This window comes from Bacillus sp. C-3-6, assembly GCF_054509685.1.
In genome coordinates this window covers 1,596,128-1,611,210 of record NZ_CM137247.1, presented here as the reverse complement: position 1 = coordinate 1,611,210, position 15,083 = coordinate 1,596,128, and the positions used below count along the sequence as shown (strand labels likewise).

At 33.7% G+C, this 15,083-nt stretch carries 18 protein-coding genes; 5 read left to right on the top strand and 13 right to left on the bottom strand.

All coding sequences use genetic code 11. From position 1 onward, the window contains the following. Position 1 precedes the first annotated feature (1 nt). From ACW0JX_RS08350 to ACW0JX_RS08335, 4 genes are read right to left on the bottom strand one after another with little or no spacing between them, the layout of a single operon-like run. Entirely contained in the window at positions 2-865 is an 864-nt protein-coding gene (locus tag ACW0JX_RS08350) for a flagellar hook-associated protein 3 (protein ID WP_001266412.1), read from the bottom strand. 51 nt (positions 866-916) lie between these two features. After that, positions 917-2,215, bottom strand: coding sequence for a flagellar hook-associated protein FlgK (gene flgK, locus ACW0JX_RS08345; RefSeq protein WP_459245559.1), 1,299 nt, complete (start codon positions 2,213-2,215; stop codon positions 917-919). 17 nt (positions 2,216-2,232) lie between these two features. Next, positions 2,233-2,685 carry a hypothetical protein gene (locus ACW0JX_RS08340; protein ID WP_459245558.1) on the bottom strand — a complete coding sequence of 151 codons (453 nt, stop codon included), beginning with the start codon at positions 2,683-2,685 and terminating at the stop codon, positions 2,233-2,235. A gap of 15 nt (positions 2,686-2,700) precedes the next feature. Continuing rightward, positions 2,701-3,165, bottom strand: a complete 465-nt coding sequence (locus tag ACW0JX_RS08335) for a YaaR family protein (RefSeq protein WP_000946323.1) — start codon at positions 3,163-3,165, stop codon at positions 2,701-2,703. 143 nt (positions 3,166-3,308) lie between these two features. On the opposite strand from ACW0JX_RS08335, the gene ACW0JX_RS08330 reads away from it, so the two are divergent. Beyond that, a complete protein-coding gene (locus tag ACW0JX_RS08330; RefSeq protein WP_001020110.1) occupies positions 3,309-3,806 on the top strand; it encodes a flagellar motor switch protein FliG in 498 nt (165 codons plus the stop codon). Positions 3,807-3,845: 39 nt separating this feature from the next. Further along, entirely contained in the window at positions 3,846-4,628 is a 783-nt protein-coding gene (locus ACW0JX_RS08325; protein WP_459245557.1) for a CheR family methyltransferase, read from the top strand. A gap of 31 nt (positions 4,629-4,659) precedes the next feature. On the opposite strand, the gene ACW0JX_RS08320 is transcribed toward ACW0JX_RS08325, so the two are convergent. From ACW0JX_RS08320 to ACW0JX_RS08290, 7 genes are all read right to left on the bottom strand, one after another. Then, entirely contained in the window at positions 4,660-5,376 is a 717-nt protein-coding gene (locus ACW0JX_RS08320; RefSeq protein ID WP_000403962.1) for a hypothetical protein, read from the bottom strand. A 27-nt stretch (positions 5,377-5,403) separates the two neighbouring features. After that, positions 5,404-6,804: a transglycosylase gene (locus ACW0JX_RS08315; RefSeq protein WP_459245556.1), complete on the bottom strand. Its 1,401-nt coding sequence runs from the start codon at positions 6,802-6,804 to the stop codon at positions 5,404-5,406. Positions 6,805-6,833: 29 nt separating this feature from the next. Then, on the bottom strand, positions 6,834-8,468 hold the full coding sequence (locus tag ACW0JX_RS08310) for a flagellar motor switch protein (protein WP_043938784.1): 1,635 nt from the start codon (positions 8,466-8,468) through the stop codon (positions 6,834-6,836). Between the two features lie 173 nt (positions 8,469-8,641). Then, positions 8,642-10,660, bottom strand: coding sequence for a chemotaxis protein CheA (locus tag ACW0JX_RS08305; protein ID WP_069355332.1), 2,019 nt, complete (start codon positions 10,658-10,660; stop codon positions 8,642-8,644). A gap of 129 nt (positions 10,661-10,789) precedes the next feature. Next, a complete protein-coding gene (locus ACW0JX_RS08300; RefSeq protein ID WP_000940568.1) occupies positions 10,790-11,158 on the bottom strand; it encodes a response regulator in 369 nt (122 codons plus the stop codon). Positions 11,159-11,308: 150 nt separating this feature from the next. After that, entirely contained in the window at positions 11,309-11,986 is a 678-nt protein-coding gene (locus ACW0JX_RS08295; protein ID WP_000033627.1) for an OmpA family protein, read from the bottom strand. A gap of 19 nt (positions 11,987-12,005) precedes the next feature. Continuing rightward, complete coding sequence (locus tag ACW0JX_RS08290) at positions 12,006-12,839, bottom strand: flagellar motor protein MotP (protein WP_000504186.1); 834 nt, start codon at positions 12,837-12,839, stop codon at positions 12,006-12,008. A gap of 172 nt (positions 12,840-13,011) precedes the next feature. Here ACW0JX_RS08290 and ACW0JX_RS08285 point away from each other — a divergent pair, with 172 nt between their 5' ends. Continuing rightward, positions 13,012-13,614, top strand: a complete 603-nt coding sequence (locus ACW0JX_RS08285; protein WP_016513063.1) for an HD domain-containing protein — start codon at positions 13,012-13,014, stop codon at positions 13,612-13,614. Positions 13,615-13,641: 27 nt separating this feature from the next. On the opposite strand, the gene hfq is transcribed toward ACW0JX_RS08285, so the two are convergent. Beyond that, positions 13,642-13,830 carry an RNA chaperone Hfq gene (gene hfq / locus ACW0JX_RS08280; protein WP_000400665.1) on the bottom strand — a complete coding sequence of 63 codons (189 nt, stop codon included), beginning with the start codon at positions 13,828-13,830 and terminating at the stop codon, positions 13,642-13,644. 53 nt (positions 13,831-13,883) lie between these two features. Further along, on the bottom strand, positions 13,884-14,102 hold the full coding sequence (locus ACW0JX_RS08275) for an aspartyl-phosphate phosphatase Spo0E family protein (protein ID WP_000291691.1): 219 nt from the start codon (positions 14,100-14,102) through the stop codon (positions 13,884-13,886). A 224-nt stretch (positions 14,103-14,326) separates the two neighbouring features. Between ACW0JX_RS08275 and ACW0JX_RS08270 the strand changes: the two genes are divergently transcribed. Both ACW0JX_RS08270 and ACW0JX_RS08265 read left to right on the top strand, forming a co-directional pair. Then, positions 14,327-14,446, top strand: a complete 120-nt coding sequence (locus ACW0JX_RS08270) for a YjcZ family sporulation protein (RefSeq protein ID WP_000120179.1) — start codon at positions 14,327-14,329, stop codon at positions 14,444-14,446. Positions 14,447-14,613: 167 nt separating this feature from the next. Next, complete coding sequence (locus tag ACW0JX_RS08265) at positions 14,614-15,081, top strand: VOC family protein (RefSeq protein WP_459245555.1); 468 nt, start codon at positions 14,614-14,616, stop codon at positions 15,079-15,081. The last annotated feature ends 2 nt before the right edge of the window (positions 15,082-15,083 follow it).

Sequence of the window (15,083 nt, the reverse complement as noted above, 5' to 3'; positions counted from 1 at the left end):
TTTACATGTAATCTAAAATACTCGTTTTACTCATTGTACTAACAGCTTTTAATGTCGCTTCGTACGTTGCGTTTATATAAGCTAAATCAGAAATTGCGACCGCTAAATCAACATCCTCAATTTCTTTACGGTTTTCTTGAAGTGCTACATTTTGCTCGCTTAAAATTGTTTTAAACGTCTCCATTGTGTTCATTGTTGAACCAACTTCAGTTGTACGGTTAATGATGCCATCTAAGTTTTGCTTATTTCCTTCTAATAACGGTTTTAGTGCTTTTTGGTCACCGTTTTGCATCGCTTCACTCATCTGTTTTAACGTTTTTATAACAGGGGATAATAATGCTTCACCGTTACGGAACGCTTTGAATTCATAACCGTCATTTAGTTTCCAGTTCACATCATTTTTTCCACCCTGGTACGTACCATCTTCTGTAAATGGCAGATTTTCTGCACTATCACCACCGAAAATATAACGACCTTGTTCTTTTGTATTCGCTAAATAGACGACCTGTTTTAAAATTTGATCAAGCTCTACACCAATAGCCTGCAATTCTTTTTCACTATTTGTACCATTTAACGCTTGTACTGTTAATTGGTCTGCTCTTGTTAAAGATTTCAAAACACCTTGTAAAGTATTTTCAGTTTGTGTTAATACATTTTTCGAATCCGCTATATCTTTCTGCATTTGCTCCATATTTGCCAATGAATGTTGAATCGCAAATGATTTACTTGCTGCAAGTGGATCTTCACTCATAAGAAGGTTCTTCTTCCCTGAGGTTACTTGATTTCGGTGGTATTGCTGTTGCACATTTAAATCCATCAACTGATTCTTTGCCCAGTTTGCATTTTGAAATGTAGATACTCTCATTTCTATCTCCTCCTTAAATATTTCCAATTACCAACTATACATGACTACTCCTTATCTAATAATCGAAAACAAACTATCAAACACTTCATTCATCGTAGTTATAGCTTTAGAATTCGCCACGAAGTATTTCTGGAAGGCCATTAAATTAACCATTTCTTCTTCCATATTTACGCCCTCGATGCTCATCTTTTCTTGCTGGATACCTTCTAATAAATCCTTATGAATATTTTGATATGCATTTACTGAACTTTTATCAGAGGCTACCCCAACTAAAAATTGATCTAAGGCTTGCTTATATGTAAGTCCATCCTTATAGCCTTTATCTGTAATAGCCGCAAGGTTGTTGGCAGTTTCAGCCGAAATTTTCATTTTTGAAATATCTTTTATAAAATCAGGATTCAATTCAAGTTTCTTCGCATCTTCTCCTACAAAAAGTTCTTTCTTCATAGTATTATTCACTTGTTTTTTTAACGAATTTACAAACTCATTCAGATTATCTTTATAATTTGTAATCTTTGCTTTCGTATCAATTGCCGATAAAATTGTTCCACCACTTAATGGGATATCTGTTCCAGATATTTGTACAGACATTGGCTTTTTATCCTTCTGTAATTGAAGTGGATATGTATCTTGACCATTTACAGTTAAAACACCATTCATCCTAACACTTGCAATATTAGGATTTGTAGCTTCATAAGATACTTCTATATCTGCATACTGAGACATTTCTGTCATAATACGATCACGTTCATCTAATAATTGATTTGGTACTTGTGTACCAGCTTGTCCAATTTTCTTGTTCGCTTCTGCTAAACTAGCAGCAAGTCGATTAAATTCATTAACATGCGCTTCAATATCTTCTGTCGTCTGTGCTTCCACTGTATCTAAATTTTTCGCTAGACGACTTACTTGACTTGTGAACTTCCCCGTTTCAGCAATTAATGTATCGTAGTAATTTGATTGCTCCGGATTTTTTGCAACTTCACGAAAAGCATTGAAAAACCCATCCATTAAACTAGATAATGAATTTTTACCTGTCGTTCCTACCATAGACTCTACTCGCGACAAAGTAGAATTCATATATGCATAGTAAGAGAACTGTGACATTTGATCATTATATTGCTTTGCCTTCACTTCATCTGTAATACGATCAACACCTAATGTTTGTACACCATACCCTATGCTTTGTTCTGGTGCATACCCTTTACTCCCTCCAGCAGATCCGTAATTCACCATTTGACGAACATAACCCGGTGTATGAATGTTAGACAAGTTTTGTTTTGTTGTTTGTAACCCCATTTGAGCCGCTAACATACCCGATAGCGGTGTATTATAATCAGATAATCTCATAAAGCTTCACTTCTCCTTTACAATAGTTCGTTCATAAAGATTTGCGAATTATTGTTTCGCTCTAAGTTATATTCAGAAACAGAATCCACAATACTTTCTGTAGTTTTTAATAGTACGTTTAAGTAATATTGATTTTTCAAAAGAATCATTTTTACATTCTCTTCTAATTCAGTTACGTTTTTTTGTAATTCTTCCATTTTTTTAATTTCTTCTTGAGAAAAATACGAAAATAACGCACTTACACGAAACGATTCAACTCCTTGTTCTTTACAGAACTGAACAACCATTTCTTCAAATGAGCTTGATAACCCTTTTAAACCATCAATGTACTGCAATTGCTCTACTTGTAACTTTTGAACTGCATTTACATTTTTGCTTTTTAAATTCTCATATATTTGCTCTCCAAGCGCTTGAATATTTTCATACGCTTTTTGAATAATAACGAGTTTTTCATATAATTGTATGTACATATAGCTTCCTTCCTTTTACAAGACTAAATTCACAATTAAACCATGGATTTCTCCAATTTGATTTAACATTTCTAAATGTCCTGTTTTCGTATTAATTAAATTCATCACATCTTCTAATTCATTCAATCCCATTTCTGCCTGTTTCACAATCGTCATTTTCTGTGAATATCCGTAACGTGGGTGACGAGACATGACATCTTTATACTGCAATACATTATCAACGTAAAAATTCAAAAATGATTTTACTGTATTTTTGTATTCCATTACATTATCAAGCGTTAATTCCATTTCAATTTTCTCTTTAATTTCTCCAATATTATCGACAAACGCTTCCATTTGTTCTAGTAATTTATCTTTTTTCGGATCTGCATGCAAATTATCCGAAAATGCAAGTCCTGTCCTGACATTTGCTTCTTTCGGCATTTGAGTAGCAGGCGGTATATGCGATAAAATTGGATTATGCGAGATAGAACGTAGCATATATATCACCTATTTATTTTTTTATTTCTTCCTAAACTTAATCGTAAAATCCAGTTATTTATAATTATACTCTGAACAGTAATATTTTGCAGTTATTTTTTATAAAAGATATGTTACAATTTAGCATGAGGTGGCACAATTCTATGAATATTTTCCTTTGTGGTTCAAATCAATTAACAGCATTAGATCAAGAAGAAATTAAAAAATTTTTAACTGACTATGCTCACAAACATAAAATTTACATATTATGTTATAAATCTATTGAAAATGAGGTTCTTCGTTTTTTCGTTGAGAATGAAAGACTCGCTCAAAATTTATGCCTTTACACGCTGCAACCATTGCAAGCAATAACAGATGAATTTCAAGAAGTCGTTGATTACTTAAAAAAACACGGAGCCGAATATGTTGCTTTTGATCATCCTTCTGACTCCATTTACCGATCAGATTATATGTTTTTTGTTAAACAAATTATTGAAGACACTGATTTAGTTCTCTGTTTTTATAATGGGGACAAACATACATCTGTCATCCCTGTCGATGTTGCAAAAGAAGCAGGTATTGATGCTGTCATTTATGATTTACCAGGATTACATGAAAAGCAAATGAAAAAAAGCTTTGAACAAAAAATTCGTATGATGTAAAGGGGGAGGCACAATATCATTATTGTGCCCATTGTAAATATGATAATTGAACAAGATTATGATCATTTTATCGCGAGTTTTAAACAACAATTCAATATGGATATCGCTTCTTATAAACAAGATAGAATGCGCCGTAGAATCGATGCTTTCATTTCGAGAAAAGGCTTCGAAAACTACACTAATTTTTTAAACAAATTACGCGCTGATCAAAATTTATTTTTAAATTTTATTGACTATATTACAATTAACGTTTCAGAGTTTTTTAGAAATAAAGAACGCTGGCAAACTTTAGAGTCGAAAGCACTACCAAAATTACTCGAACAAAATAGCGGAAAATTAAAGGTATGGAGTGCCGCTTGCGCTGCTGGTGAAGAACCGTACACACTCTCTTTAATTTTATCAAAGCATCTAGCTCCATTTCGTTTTGAAATTCAAGCAACAGATCTTGATTTTCATATTTTAGAAACCGCAAAACGCGGTCAATATACAGAACGTTCTCTGAAGGAATTACCTAATGATTTGAAAGAACGTCATTTCACAAAAGAGAATGGTCTATATTCATTGCATCAAAACATTAAACAAAACGTCTCGTTTAAACAACATGACCTTTTAATGCAGTCATTCGATACAAATTATGATTTGATTATTTGTCGTAATGTAATGATATATTTCACAGAAGAAGCAAGAATAAAACTTTACGAAAAATTTAGTCGTTCTTTACGAAAAGGCGGTGTACTATTTGTTGGTAGTACGGAACAAATTTTAACACCCGAACGTTACAATCTTCAGCGATTTGATACATTCTTCTACGAAAAAATATAAAAGAGGTCGTCACAATGGAGTGACGACCTTTTTACATAACTCGAATTAAAATAATACCGACAATCCATATGAAGAGAAAAAGAAACGTCATAGACCATTTATGTTCTTGCATCGTTTGTTTCAATGCCTGTGATAATTGTGTCATGTTCATTTCCGCAAGCGCTCTCCATACACTTACATCCCGATCTTTAGCAATGCGGTCTGTAACGCTAATTAAAATCGTTTCGTTAGACAATTTCGTTATATAAGCAGTAATAACCGTTACCATCAAATTTATATTTCCTTCTGAAGAATCACTTTCCACTCTAGAGATGAGTGCACTTACATCTAGTAAAGGAATATGTACTTTTCTACCAAATGATAGTTGCACTTCAGCGAAATCATATGTTCCATCTAACAAAGGAAGTTCTTTTATATGCGCCTGCTTAATAAGTCCTTGCAGGCTTCTAATTACTTGTTCAAACACTTTTTCTGATTGCTTTCCTTCTTCAGATAACGTATGTAACTTTTTAAAAAGTTGTAACACTGTATCCATCTCTTTAGAAAGCATTTCCTTCATAATCTTTCCATCACTTAAACTTGCAAGTAAAATACCTATCTCATTATTTTTCGAAATAATTTTAGACTGTCCAGTAAACACTAAATTGCTACGCTTTCGTTCTTTCTGGATTTCATGTTCCGAAATAGCTGCAGGCTGTTTTAATGGTTGTAGCGTCTTATCTTCAATTGTCGTACGTTTAATCTCCATTTAAGCGCCTCCACTACTATGAAATAATTAGCCCCATTCTTTATTACTCTTTAAAACTAAAAACAGTACGAACAAACCTGACATGATAGTAAATACATCCGAAGCTTGTACTCCCTGTTCACCTTTTTCTTCTTCCTTGTCTTTCGTTTCTTCTTTTTGTTCTTTCTTTTTAGAGACAACTTGTTTGTTATTTTTCTCTTTTTGGTCCTTCGCCTTATGTACTTCCTTGTTGTCTTCGAACGGCTCTTTTATAACGTAAGTAAATTTCTCTTTCTCTTTCAACGGTTCTTTTATAAACTTATTTACTTTCTCATCTTGCTTCGGAATTTGAACAACCGGCAATTTTTCTTCTAGAAGCGGGTTTTTGATTTTCAAATCTTCTTGCTTCTCATTTTCTTTCTTATCTTCTAATTCATTTTCTAGTTTATTATCTAATTTCTCTTCTTTCTCTTCTATCTTTTTATCATCTTCGTTTTTTGGCGCCAAAACAGAAATGGTATATTCACTTTCTTCAACAAGTTTATTACCTGCTGCATCTATTATCTCTACAAGTAATTCGTATGGCCCAGCCGTCAATGCTTCTGTTATTTCAAATACTTTTTGCCAATCCATATCATGCTTGTTGTAGTCTAATAAAAACGAAAGCTCTTTATTTTCTTTCCCTTTTAATGTAACGCGCACTTCTTTTACAACCGATTCTATATCTGACGCTTTTACTCGTATATGTATAGAATCTCCCTGTTTTCGTTCAACTAAGTTCTCTTTTACTTCATCAATAGTAACTTTCTGTAACTTTGGCAATTCTTTATCTATAGTTGGCGTTTCATTTTTAATACGAATGAGCGGGACTTTCACTTCATTTTTTACGATTTCTTCTTTCTCATTCTCTTTGTAACTTTGAACGAGCTGAAGATTCCAATCACCTTGCAAATCAAAATTCCCTGCTTTATAGTTAGCAACCCAGCTCTTCGTTTCTTCATCATACTCAAAAGATAGTATTCTTTCTTGCGCATATTGCTCGCCATTTTTTTGTAGCTGCAATATACCTTTCATACTTTGAATGTTTTTCCCATTTGGTTCTACAGCAATTCGCACTTCTTCGCCAACTTTAAGCTCCGGCTTATTTACTGTAATAATTCCCTGTTCTGTTTCTATCTTTCTTTCACTCAATTGTTTATTTGCTACTTCTTGTTGTTCTGCTTCTTTTTGTTTCTCCTCTTTTTGTTTCTCTTCTTTTTGTTTCTCTTCATCTTGTTTCGTTTCCACTTGCTCTGGCGGTTCTTGAGATTCCTTATTTTCTTCTTGTACATTCACTTCATTTATTTTTTGATCTGGCTCAATTTGTTCCTCAGCCTGACTTTGCAAGGGGAAGAACAAGCACACATGTATGCATAGCCAAGTCATTAGAAAAAACTTTACGTTTTTCATCTACTAGTTCAAACTCCTATTTCAATGCCTTATAGTGATTTCGTCACTTTTACTCCGAAAAATCCATCTACATTTACAAGTTCACCATACGCCACTAATACATCATTTACATAAATACGAATTGGTTCATCAATATCCTCATCTAGTACAACTGCTTCATTTTCTTGTAAACTTAATATATCTTGAATCGTTTTTACTGTACTTCCAAATACAAATTTCACGTTCATTTCTACATTTTGTAGAATGGACGTGTCCATATATACTGGTTCCATTTGTTTTACTTCTTTAAATTCAATAGGTTGCACAACTGGTTCTACAATTTTTTCTTCTTCAATTTCTTCTGTGGCAATCTCTTCTTCCACCATTGGATACAGAAGTCGCCTTACCATTTCTTTCGCTTCAGAAATCGGCAAAATTTGATACATTTTCGATTGAAGCAGATCACCAATTTCAAGATTGAACGTAATTTGAACGAGTTCGTCCACTTCCATTGACTCTCCCAAATACTCCATTTCTTCTTTTAACGTTACAAATTTAACATTTGGCGGCGTCATGTCCATTTTTTCTTGGAACATTTCTGACATCGCCGTAGCAGCGTGACCCATCATTTGGTTCATTATTTCTTTAATACCGCTCAGTTCTAATTCAGTAAGCTCTTTTTCCGGATCAACTTCCCCTGTTCCCATCATCATTAAATCTACCATTGTTAAGGCGACATCTTTCGTAAATACGAATACATTCTCATTCTTTAGCCCTTCAACAAAGTCAACATTTAAAATAACAAATGGCACTGGTACTCCATCATAATGACGAACATTGATTGCTTCCACATTTGGTGTACTAATTGTAACTGGCTGATTTAAAAGCGTTGACAATACTGTTGAAGCGGAACCAATTGAAATATTTGCAATTTCACCAAGCACATCTTTCTCTTCTTGTGTTAAATGCTCTTTTTCAACTTCTTCTACAATCTCAGTTTCCACTACTTCTGCTGGCTCGTCTTTTTCTTCTACTCCACCAGATAATTGCATTAATTTATTTACCATTTGTTTCGCATGCTCAACTGAAACAATTTGTACAAGTTTAGAGTTTACAAGATTATCTATCTTTAAATCAAACGACACTTTAACAATCGTATGATTCCCATCGATTTCAGAGATTTTCTCCATTTCTTCTGATAACTTTACAACATTAATCGTCGGCGGAGACATATCTACTGTATCTTGGAAGAATTCCGACATAGATGTAGCTGCGAATCCCATCATTTGATTCATCGCTTCTTGTACAGCACTTAGTTCTAATTCACCAAGTTCTTTTCCATCCTCCACTTCACCTGTTCCCATCATCATTAAATCAGCAATGGACAATGCAACATCTTGTTTAAGAACAAGAAGGTTTTCCATATCTAATCCTTTTGTAAAATGAATGTTTAATACAACATGTGGAACTTCGACATCTCTTGAATCATATAAATCTACCAACTCTATGCGAGGAGCAGTAATGCTTACTTGCCTATTTAAAATCGTTGATAATACAGTCGAAGCTGAACCAAATGATATATTTGCAATTTCGCCAAGAATATCGCATTCTTGAGGCGTTAAATGCTCATTTTCTTTTTCTAGCACAATCGTGCTCGTATCCCCTTTTGTGTGTTGCTCAGGCATTTTCCCTGCCTCCTCATTTCTGTTTTTCTATCAAATAATATAAACTCTCATTTGATTTTAGCAAACTTATTATATAAAACGTTAATATGTATGTATTCCCATTATTAGATTGGTAACGATTAGCCAAAAAGCTCCCCAATTGTATACAAGTGGGGAGCTTTCCTTCATTCCTATTATAAACCTTCTGGGTTTAAAATGAGGACCACTCGTCCATCACCGAGAATCGTCGCACCAGAGAAATAGTTAGAACTCTCTGCAAAGAAGTCACCTAATGACTTTAAGACTATTTCTCTTTGACCGATAATTGTGTTTACAATAAGTCCATAGCTGCGATGTGTATTACGAACAATTAACACAGGAACCATTTGACCATCATATGACGCAAACGCCTCATCTACTGTTTTTTCACCAAATACAGTACTTAAATGTTTCACTTCAATAATTTGATTACGATAATTTAACACATCTTTTCCTTGTAAGGATTGGATGTCTTCTCTCTTAATTCGAATTGCTTCAACGATATTTCCAAGAGGTAAAGCATAACGCTTATCATTCGTTTGAACAAGCATAGATTGAATAATAGACAACGTTAACGGAAGTTCAATTCTAAATGTACTTCCCTTTCCTTCCTCAGAATCAATGATTAAATGTCCACCTAAACTATGAATCGTATGTTTTACAACATCTAATCCGACACCGCGTCCAGAAAGATCTGATACAACTTCAGCTGTACTAAATCCTGGTTGGAAAATAAGATCAAACACTTCACGATCTGTTAATCTATTTGCATCTGCTTCAGTTACAACGCCATTTTTAATCGCTTTTTCTAATACTTTCCCTTTATTAATACCGTTTCCATCATCCGTAATTTGAATAACGACATGATTTCCACTATGAAAGGCTTCTAATTTAATAGTACCTGTCTCATTTTTACCTGCATCACGTCGTTTTTCAACAGTTTCAACACCATGATCGATTGCATTTCGAATTAAATGAACGAGTGGATCACCGATTTCATCAATAACAATTTTATCTACTTCAGTATCTTCACCTGTAATTTGTAAATCGATTTTTTTCCCTAAATCTTTCGCTAACATACGTACCATACGTGGGAAACGATTGAACACAGTTTCAATCGGCACCATACGCATATTTAATAGTACGTTTTGAATATCTTTTGAAATATCGCCTAATCGATTTAAATGTTCAATTAACTCCTTGTTTTGAATCGTTTGAGCCAATTCATCAATGCGCCCCCGTTCAATTACACTTTCTTCAAACATATTCATTAATCTTTCGATTTTCTCTAATTGAACACGAATTGAACGATTCTCCACTTTAGCATTTTTCGTTTTTGTAGTACTTTTAGCTGGCATAGCACTTGTAGGTTGATTCGTTGCCACTATCGGTGATTCTACCTGCGTAGCCACAGCTGGTTGTAGCATTTCTTCTACTTGCACAACTTCTTGTGTAACAACTTTTTTAGAAGCTACTTCCCTCGATATAGGTTCTCCTTGCTTTACTTCCACTTTCTCAATTTCAGAAACATGAAGTACTACTTGTTTCAATTCTTCTATACTACAATCAGTATCCATAAATACTGTAAATTCAAATCCGAAAGCATCTGCTTCAATTTCTTCAATACTCGGAGCTGTTTTTTGTATATTCCCTACATTCTGCAATGCTTCAATACACATAATGGCACGTACTGCTTTTAAAATTGCTTGCTGTTCAACTGTTATATGCACTTCATGTGAAACTGCATCATCATTGTCTATATGATTTTGCTCTACATGTTCCGTAGGAGTTTCTACATTTCCGTTCAATAATGCTTCTAATTTCTGTTTAGTTGAGACTACATCAATATTGCCCATTCCACCTTGTTGCACATCTGCAACCATCTTCTCCAAATTATCAATGCACTCAAAAATCACATCAATAATATCCGCATTTACAACTATATTTCCATGACGAATTTCATCTAACACATTTTCCATCTTATGCGTTAAATCAGCCATCTCTGTAAATTCCATACTCGCAGACATACCTTTGAATGTATGAGCGGAGCGGAATATTTCTCCTACAACATCCATATCAGCAGGATTTTGCTCTAACACTAGCACATTTTCATTTAGCGACTGTAAATGTTCTTCTGACTCTTCGAAAAATATATTTAATAGATCTGTTTGCATTTTTATCCCCTACCTGTCTAACAAACATTTCATTTATGTATAACAATTTAGTGTTTTATAATGAGAAAAAAGGGGGCCACACGTCGATCCGCTATCACTGTTTTGATTCCTTGTGGCACCCCTTCTATATTAACTATTTGCTACTTTTGTTAAAGCTTCAATTACACGATCCGCTTGGAATGGCTTTACAATAAAGTCTTTTGCCCCGCCCTTAATTGCATCTAATACCATACCTTGTTGTCCCATTGCAGAACAAATAACAACCTTTGCACTTGAATCAATTTTAATAATTTCTTTTAATGCTTCAAGCCCGTCCATTTCTGGCATAGTAATATCTAATGTTACAATATCAGGTTGAAGTTCTTTATATTTTTGAATTGCTTCTACCCCATTCTCTGCTTCGCCGATAACTTCAAATTCAGCATTACTTTTTAATAAGTTTTTAATCATCGTTCGCATAAACATCGCATCGTCTACTACTAAAATTTTATGTGCCATTCTTTTTAATTCTCTCCTTCTATGTATAAATATATCTTAATATTTCACCTTATCATTCTCACTCATTATACAAAATAAAATGATAAAATTTAATATTTTTTTAAAAGAATTTTCGTATTTTTATTATTTTATTATTAAAATAATAATATACTACTCTTTTATATAAATAACAACGCGACGGTTTTTTTCCCAGTTTTGCGGTGAATCATTTGGTACAATTGGCTTTGTGTCTGCATATCCTACCGCAGCTAGCCTTTTATCATCCACATTATACACTTCAATTAAATGGTGAATCATATTTGCCGCTCGTGCTGAAGATAACTCCCAATTAGAAGGGAATTTCTCGTTATGAATAGGTCTACTATCTGTATGTCCCTCTACAACAATTGGGTTAGGTACGGATTGGAAAAATCCAACTAATTGACTTATTATCCCTTTCGCTTCGGGCTTAACGTTCGCATCGCCTGTATCAAATATTAAATTATCTACTATAACGACGCTTACCCCTGTATCCTCTCGATATACATTCACTTGACTAATACCGTTATTATCTACATACGCTTTCAACTTCTTATATAATTCATCCATTCTCTTTTTTGAGATCATTTTTTCATCATTTTTTTCATGTGAAATATCTGGTATTGTATTTTCCATTACTTTTGCATCTACTTGCCCCGTATCACTAAACTTTTCAAGCATCTTTGACAATTTTACTGCATCTTGCTTTGATGTAGCAACTAGTAATACGAAGAAAGTTAATAATAACATCGTTAAATCTGTAAAAGTCGTCATCCAACGAGGCGATCCCTTTTGCGGTCCTTTACTCATCATACCACTCCTTGAAATATTAGGCTGCTCCTTTTACCTTTTTTACCTTTGTTTCGTATACGTATGTATCCAGTTTCAACTTTAATTTAGAAGGGATTTGTCCGCGATACAATTCTGAAATTGCTTCTATTACAAACTTCTTCTCTGTATATAAATCTTCAATACCACGGTATACTTTTTCCGACAGAGGGATTGCAATCATATTCGCAAGTACAGACCCATATAATGTCGTTAACATCGCAACTGCCATCCCTGTACCAATTTGCGATGTATCTTGTAAGTTTTGGAGCATAATGATAAGACCGATTAACGTACCAATCATTCCCCAAGCTGGAGCAAAATCACCAATTTTATCTAATAATGCTGCTCCTTTTCTTAACTCATACACTTCCGTTTCAATATCTTTCAATAACACTTCTTTTAATTCATCTTCATCGTAACCGCTTAACATTAATCGAATTCCTTTTTGAATAAAAGGATTGTCTACTTGCTCTCCATCAACCTCTAAAGAAAGTAAGCCATTCTTTTTAGACTTTTTCGAAAAATCAACAAACAAATCCGTTAACTGTTCTAAATCTTCTTCTCTTCTATGTAAAACAGTGAAAATACTTTTCGTATATTTTTTTATTTCTCCAAATCGATATGCCACAACAATTGTCGCTGTCGTTCCCCCTATGACAATTAAAATAGATGAAATATCTAAAAAGTTTTTGAAAGCTTTTATTCCACCGCCGCCAAGCATAATCGCCGCTATCACTATGATGAAACCTACTATGATGCCCACTGGGCTAGAAATATCAAACTTCCTTTTTCTTCTTTGTGGTCTAGCTAACACTTGATTTTTTTCTCCCATATTTCTGCCCTTTCCTTTCCATTTTCATATAACATTTTTTTATTTTAATAATACGTTTTCACATATAACATGTATTATACGCTTATCATCTGTTTATCGCAATATACTCATGAAATTGACACATTTCATTTCTATATTAGAATTATGGTATAAAAACATGAGGAGGCTCACGATGGAACACAACATTTTACAAGTCATTGCATTAGCAGAAAAATTAAAATATGAAATGCGACACAGCTGGCTTTCCAACGGACGTCAAGAAAGTGTTGCCGAGCATACATGGCGTATGTCTCTAATGGCCATTTTAGTTGAACCTTATTTGGATCAAAAAGTAAATATTGAGAAATTACTTAAGATGGTTATTATTCACGACCTAGTCGAAGCCGAAGCTGGTGATATCCCTGCATTTGATACGATGAATAGTCACGAATTACAGCTACAAAAACAAAAAAATGAACTAGAAGCTATTTTAAATATTAAACAAACGTTAACAGGTTCTCTCGGTGAGGAATTATATGACTTATGGATGGAGTTTGAAGCAAAAGAAACGTACGAAGCAAAAGTTGCTAATGCACTCGATAAACTTGAGGTGAAAATCCAGCATAACGAAGCTGATATTGATACGTGGCTACCAATTGAACATAAAATGACATTCCAAGTAGCAAAGCATACAAACTTTGATTCTTTCCTATCTAAATTACAAAAAATTATTGAACAAGATGGAGAAAAGAAGTTAATTGCTGCCGGCATTGATGTTGAGGCATGCAAGCAATAATGAAATAAGACACTCAACAAGAGTGTCTTATTTCATTATTGTTGATATAGCCTGCTTATAAATAAGCTGCTGTTTTCCATCCACTAAAATTAAAACTGTAAATTTATCTACTCCAACAACTTCTCCTACTATTCTAACGCCACTCTTTAAGAAAATTGTAACTGTACCTTTTTCTTCTTTTATTTGTTTATACAATTCTTCCTGTAAATGTTCCAATTACTGTCCTCTCCTTTCTGTGAAACATCTTAATATAAAAAACTATAAATTTTTTATTTATGCACTTTGTCTTTTATATTCATAAACTTATTAATTAGTATATCTAAATCACGACTAAATAACAAAACTTTATCATGATCCAATCCGTGTCTCGCAACAAGTTGAATTAACTCTTTCTTTTTGTTTTCTATTTTATTTTGTAATTGTCCCATCTCCATCTCTATACTAAAACTCCCTTTTCCCATAATATTACTTGTAAAATTATAGTACATATTCTCTCATAAAAAAATGGTTTTTTTTACAATTTTTATTTTTCTATGCCTAAATTACGAATCATGTAAAGGTTTATTTACAAATCACTAACATACAATCCTAATGAATCTACAGGCATTTGTCTAATTATAAATGAGACTGGCTCGTTTTCTATACAAAAAACATACTGTATATAGTAGTCCATGAACCATATAGATTAACTTACTAAAAAGGAGGAAAACATATGAGTTATGGTGGAAGTTGCGCTGGTTTCGGCGGTGGATTTGCTTTGCTTATCGTACTATTCATCCTTCTAATCATCATCGGATGTAGCTGTTGGGGTGGCGGCGGATACGGATATTAATATATCCTATCCTTGACAAATGAACTAAAAACTATAGAAAAACAGCTCATATTTGAGCTGTTTTTTTCATACTTTCGTATGAATTTATATCCCTCTTATTTGCGATTTCAACTAGCAACATATTGTTTACTATGGAATAAGAAACATTTTTACTAAGGGGGATTACAATGATTAGATGTCTTTACGAAGCACATTTACCTGTCCGCAACTTAAAAGTATCAATACCTTTTTATGAATCACTAGGGCTAAAATTATATAAACGAGGAGATAATATTGCTTTCTTTTGGATTAAAGAAAATGAGAGTTGGCTCGGCCTTTGGGAAGGCACAGAATACAAAGTGAATTATCACCCCTCTTTACGACATATCGCCTTTCAAGTAAGTTTACATGATTTAGAAAATGCGATTCGTTGGCTAAATCAAAAAGGAATTTCAGCACGAAAAGACTTTGGAATGGAACCAATTGAACCGATTGTTTTTCCGGAATTAGCACATGCAGCCGTATACTTTAACGACCCTGATGGAAATAGTTTAGAATTGATTGCACAATTACCTGTTGGACTTCCTACAGCGGAAAAAGTGTATTTAAGTGAGTGGAAAGAACAAATTCAAACATCGTCATTACATAAGGAGTAATC

Excerpts from the sequence above, each read along its gene's own strand:
- ACW0JX_RS08350 (WP_001266412.1), bottom strand. The coding sequence starts at position 865 with ATGAGAGTATCTACATTTCAAAATGCAAACTGGGCAAAGAATCAGTTG.
- flgK (WP_459245559.1), bottom strand. The coding sequence starts at position 2,215 with ATGAGATTATCTGATTATAATACACCGCTATCGGGTATGTTAGCGGCT.
- ACW0JX_RS08340 (WP_459245558.1), bottom strand. The coding sequence starts at position 2,685 with ATGTACATACAATTATATGAAAAACTCGTTATTATTCAAAAAGCGTAT.
- ACW0JX_RS08335 (WP_000946323.1), bottom strand. The coding sequence starts at position 3,165 with ATGCTACGTTCTATCTCGCATAATCCAATTTTATCGCATATACCGCCT.
- ACW0JX_RS08330 (WP_001020110.1), top strand. The coding sequence starts at position 3,309 with ATGAATATTTTCCTTTGTGGTTCAAATCAATTAACAGCATTAGATCAA.
- ACW0JX_RS08325 (WP_459245557.1), top strand. The coding sequence starts at position 3,846 with ATGATAATTGAACAAGATTATGATCATTTTATCGCGAGTTTTAAACAA.
- ACW0JX_RS08320 (WP_000403962.1), bottom strand. The coding sequence starts at position 5,376 with ATGGAGATTAAACGTACGACAATTGAAGATAAGACGCTACAACCATTA.
- ACW0JX_RS08315 (WP_459245556.1), bottom strand. The coding sequence starts at position 6,804 with ATGAAAAACGTAAAGTTTTTTCTAATGACTTGGCTATGCATACATGTG.
- ACW0JX_RS08310 (WP_043938784.1), bottom strand. The coding sequence starts at position 8,468 with ATGCCTGAGCAACACACAAAAGGGGATACGAGCACGATTGTGCTAGAA.
- ACW0JX_RS08305 (WP_069355332.1), bottom strand. The coding sequence starts at position 10,660 with ATGCAAACAGATCTATTAAATATATTTTTCGAAGAGTCAGAAGAACAT.
- ACW0JX_RS08300 (WP_000940568.1), bottom strand. The coding sequence starts at position 11,158 with ATGGCACATAAAATTTTAGTAGTAGACGATGCGATGTTTATGCGAACG.
- ACW0JX_RS08295 (WP_000033627.1), bottom strand. The coding sequence starts at position 11,986 with ATGAGTAAAGGACCGCAAAAGGGATCGCCTCGTTGGATGACGACTTTT.
- ACW0JX_RS08290 (WP_000504186.1), bottom strand. The coding sequence starts at position 12,839 with ATGGGAGAAAAAAATCAAGTGTTAGCTAGACCACAAAGAAGAAAAAGG.
- ACW0JX_RS08285 (WP_016513063.1), top strand. The coding sequence starts at position 13,012 with ATGGAACACAACATTTTACAAGTCATTGCATTAGCAGAAAAATTAAAA.
- ACW0JX_RS08275 (WP_000291691.1), bottom strand. The coding sequence starts at position 14,102 with ATGTACTATAATTTTACAAGTAATATTATGGGAAAAGGGAGTTTTAGT.
- ACW0JX_RS08270 (WP_000120179.1), top strand. The coding sequence starts at position 14,327 with ATGAGTTATGGTGGAAGTTGCGCTGGTTTCGGCGGTGGATTTGCTTTG.
- ACW0JX_RS08265 (WP_459245555.1), top strand. The coding sequence starts at position 14,614 with ATGATTAGATGTCTTTACGAAGCACATTTACCTGTCCGCAACTTAAAA.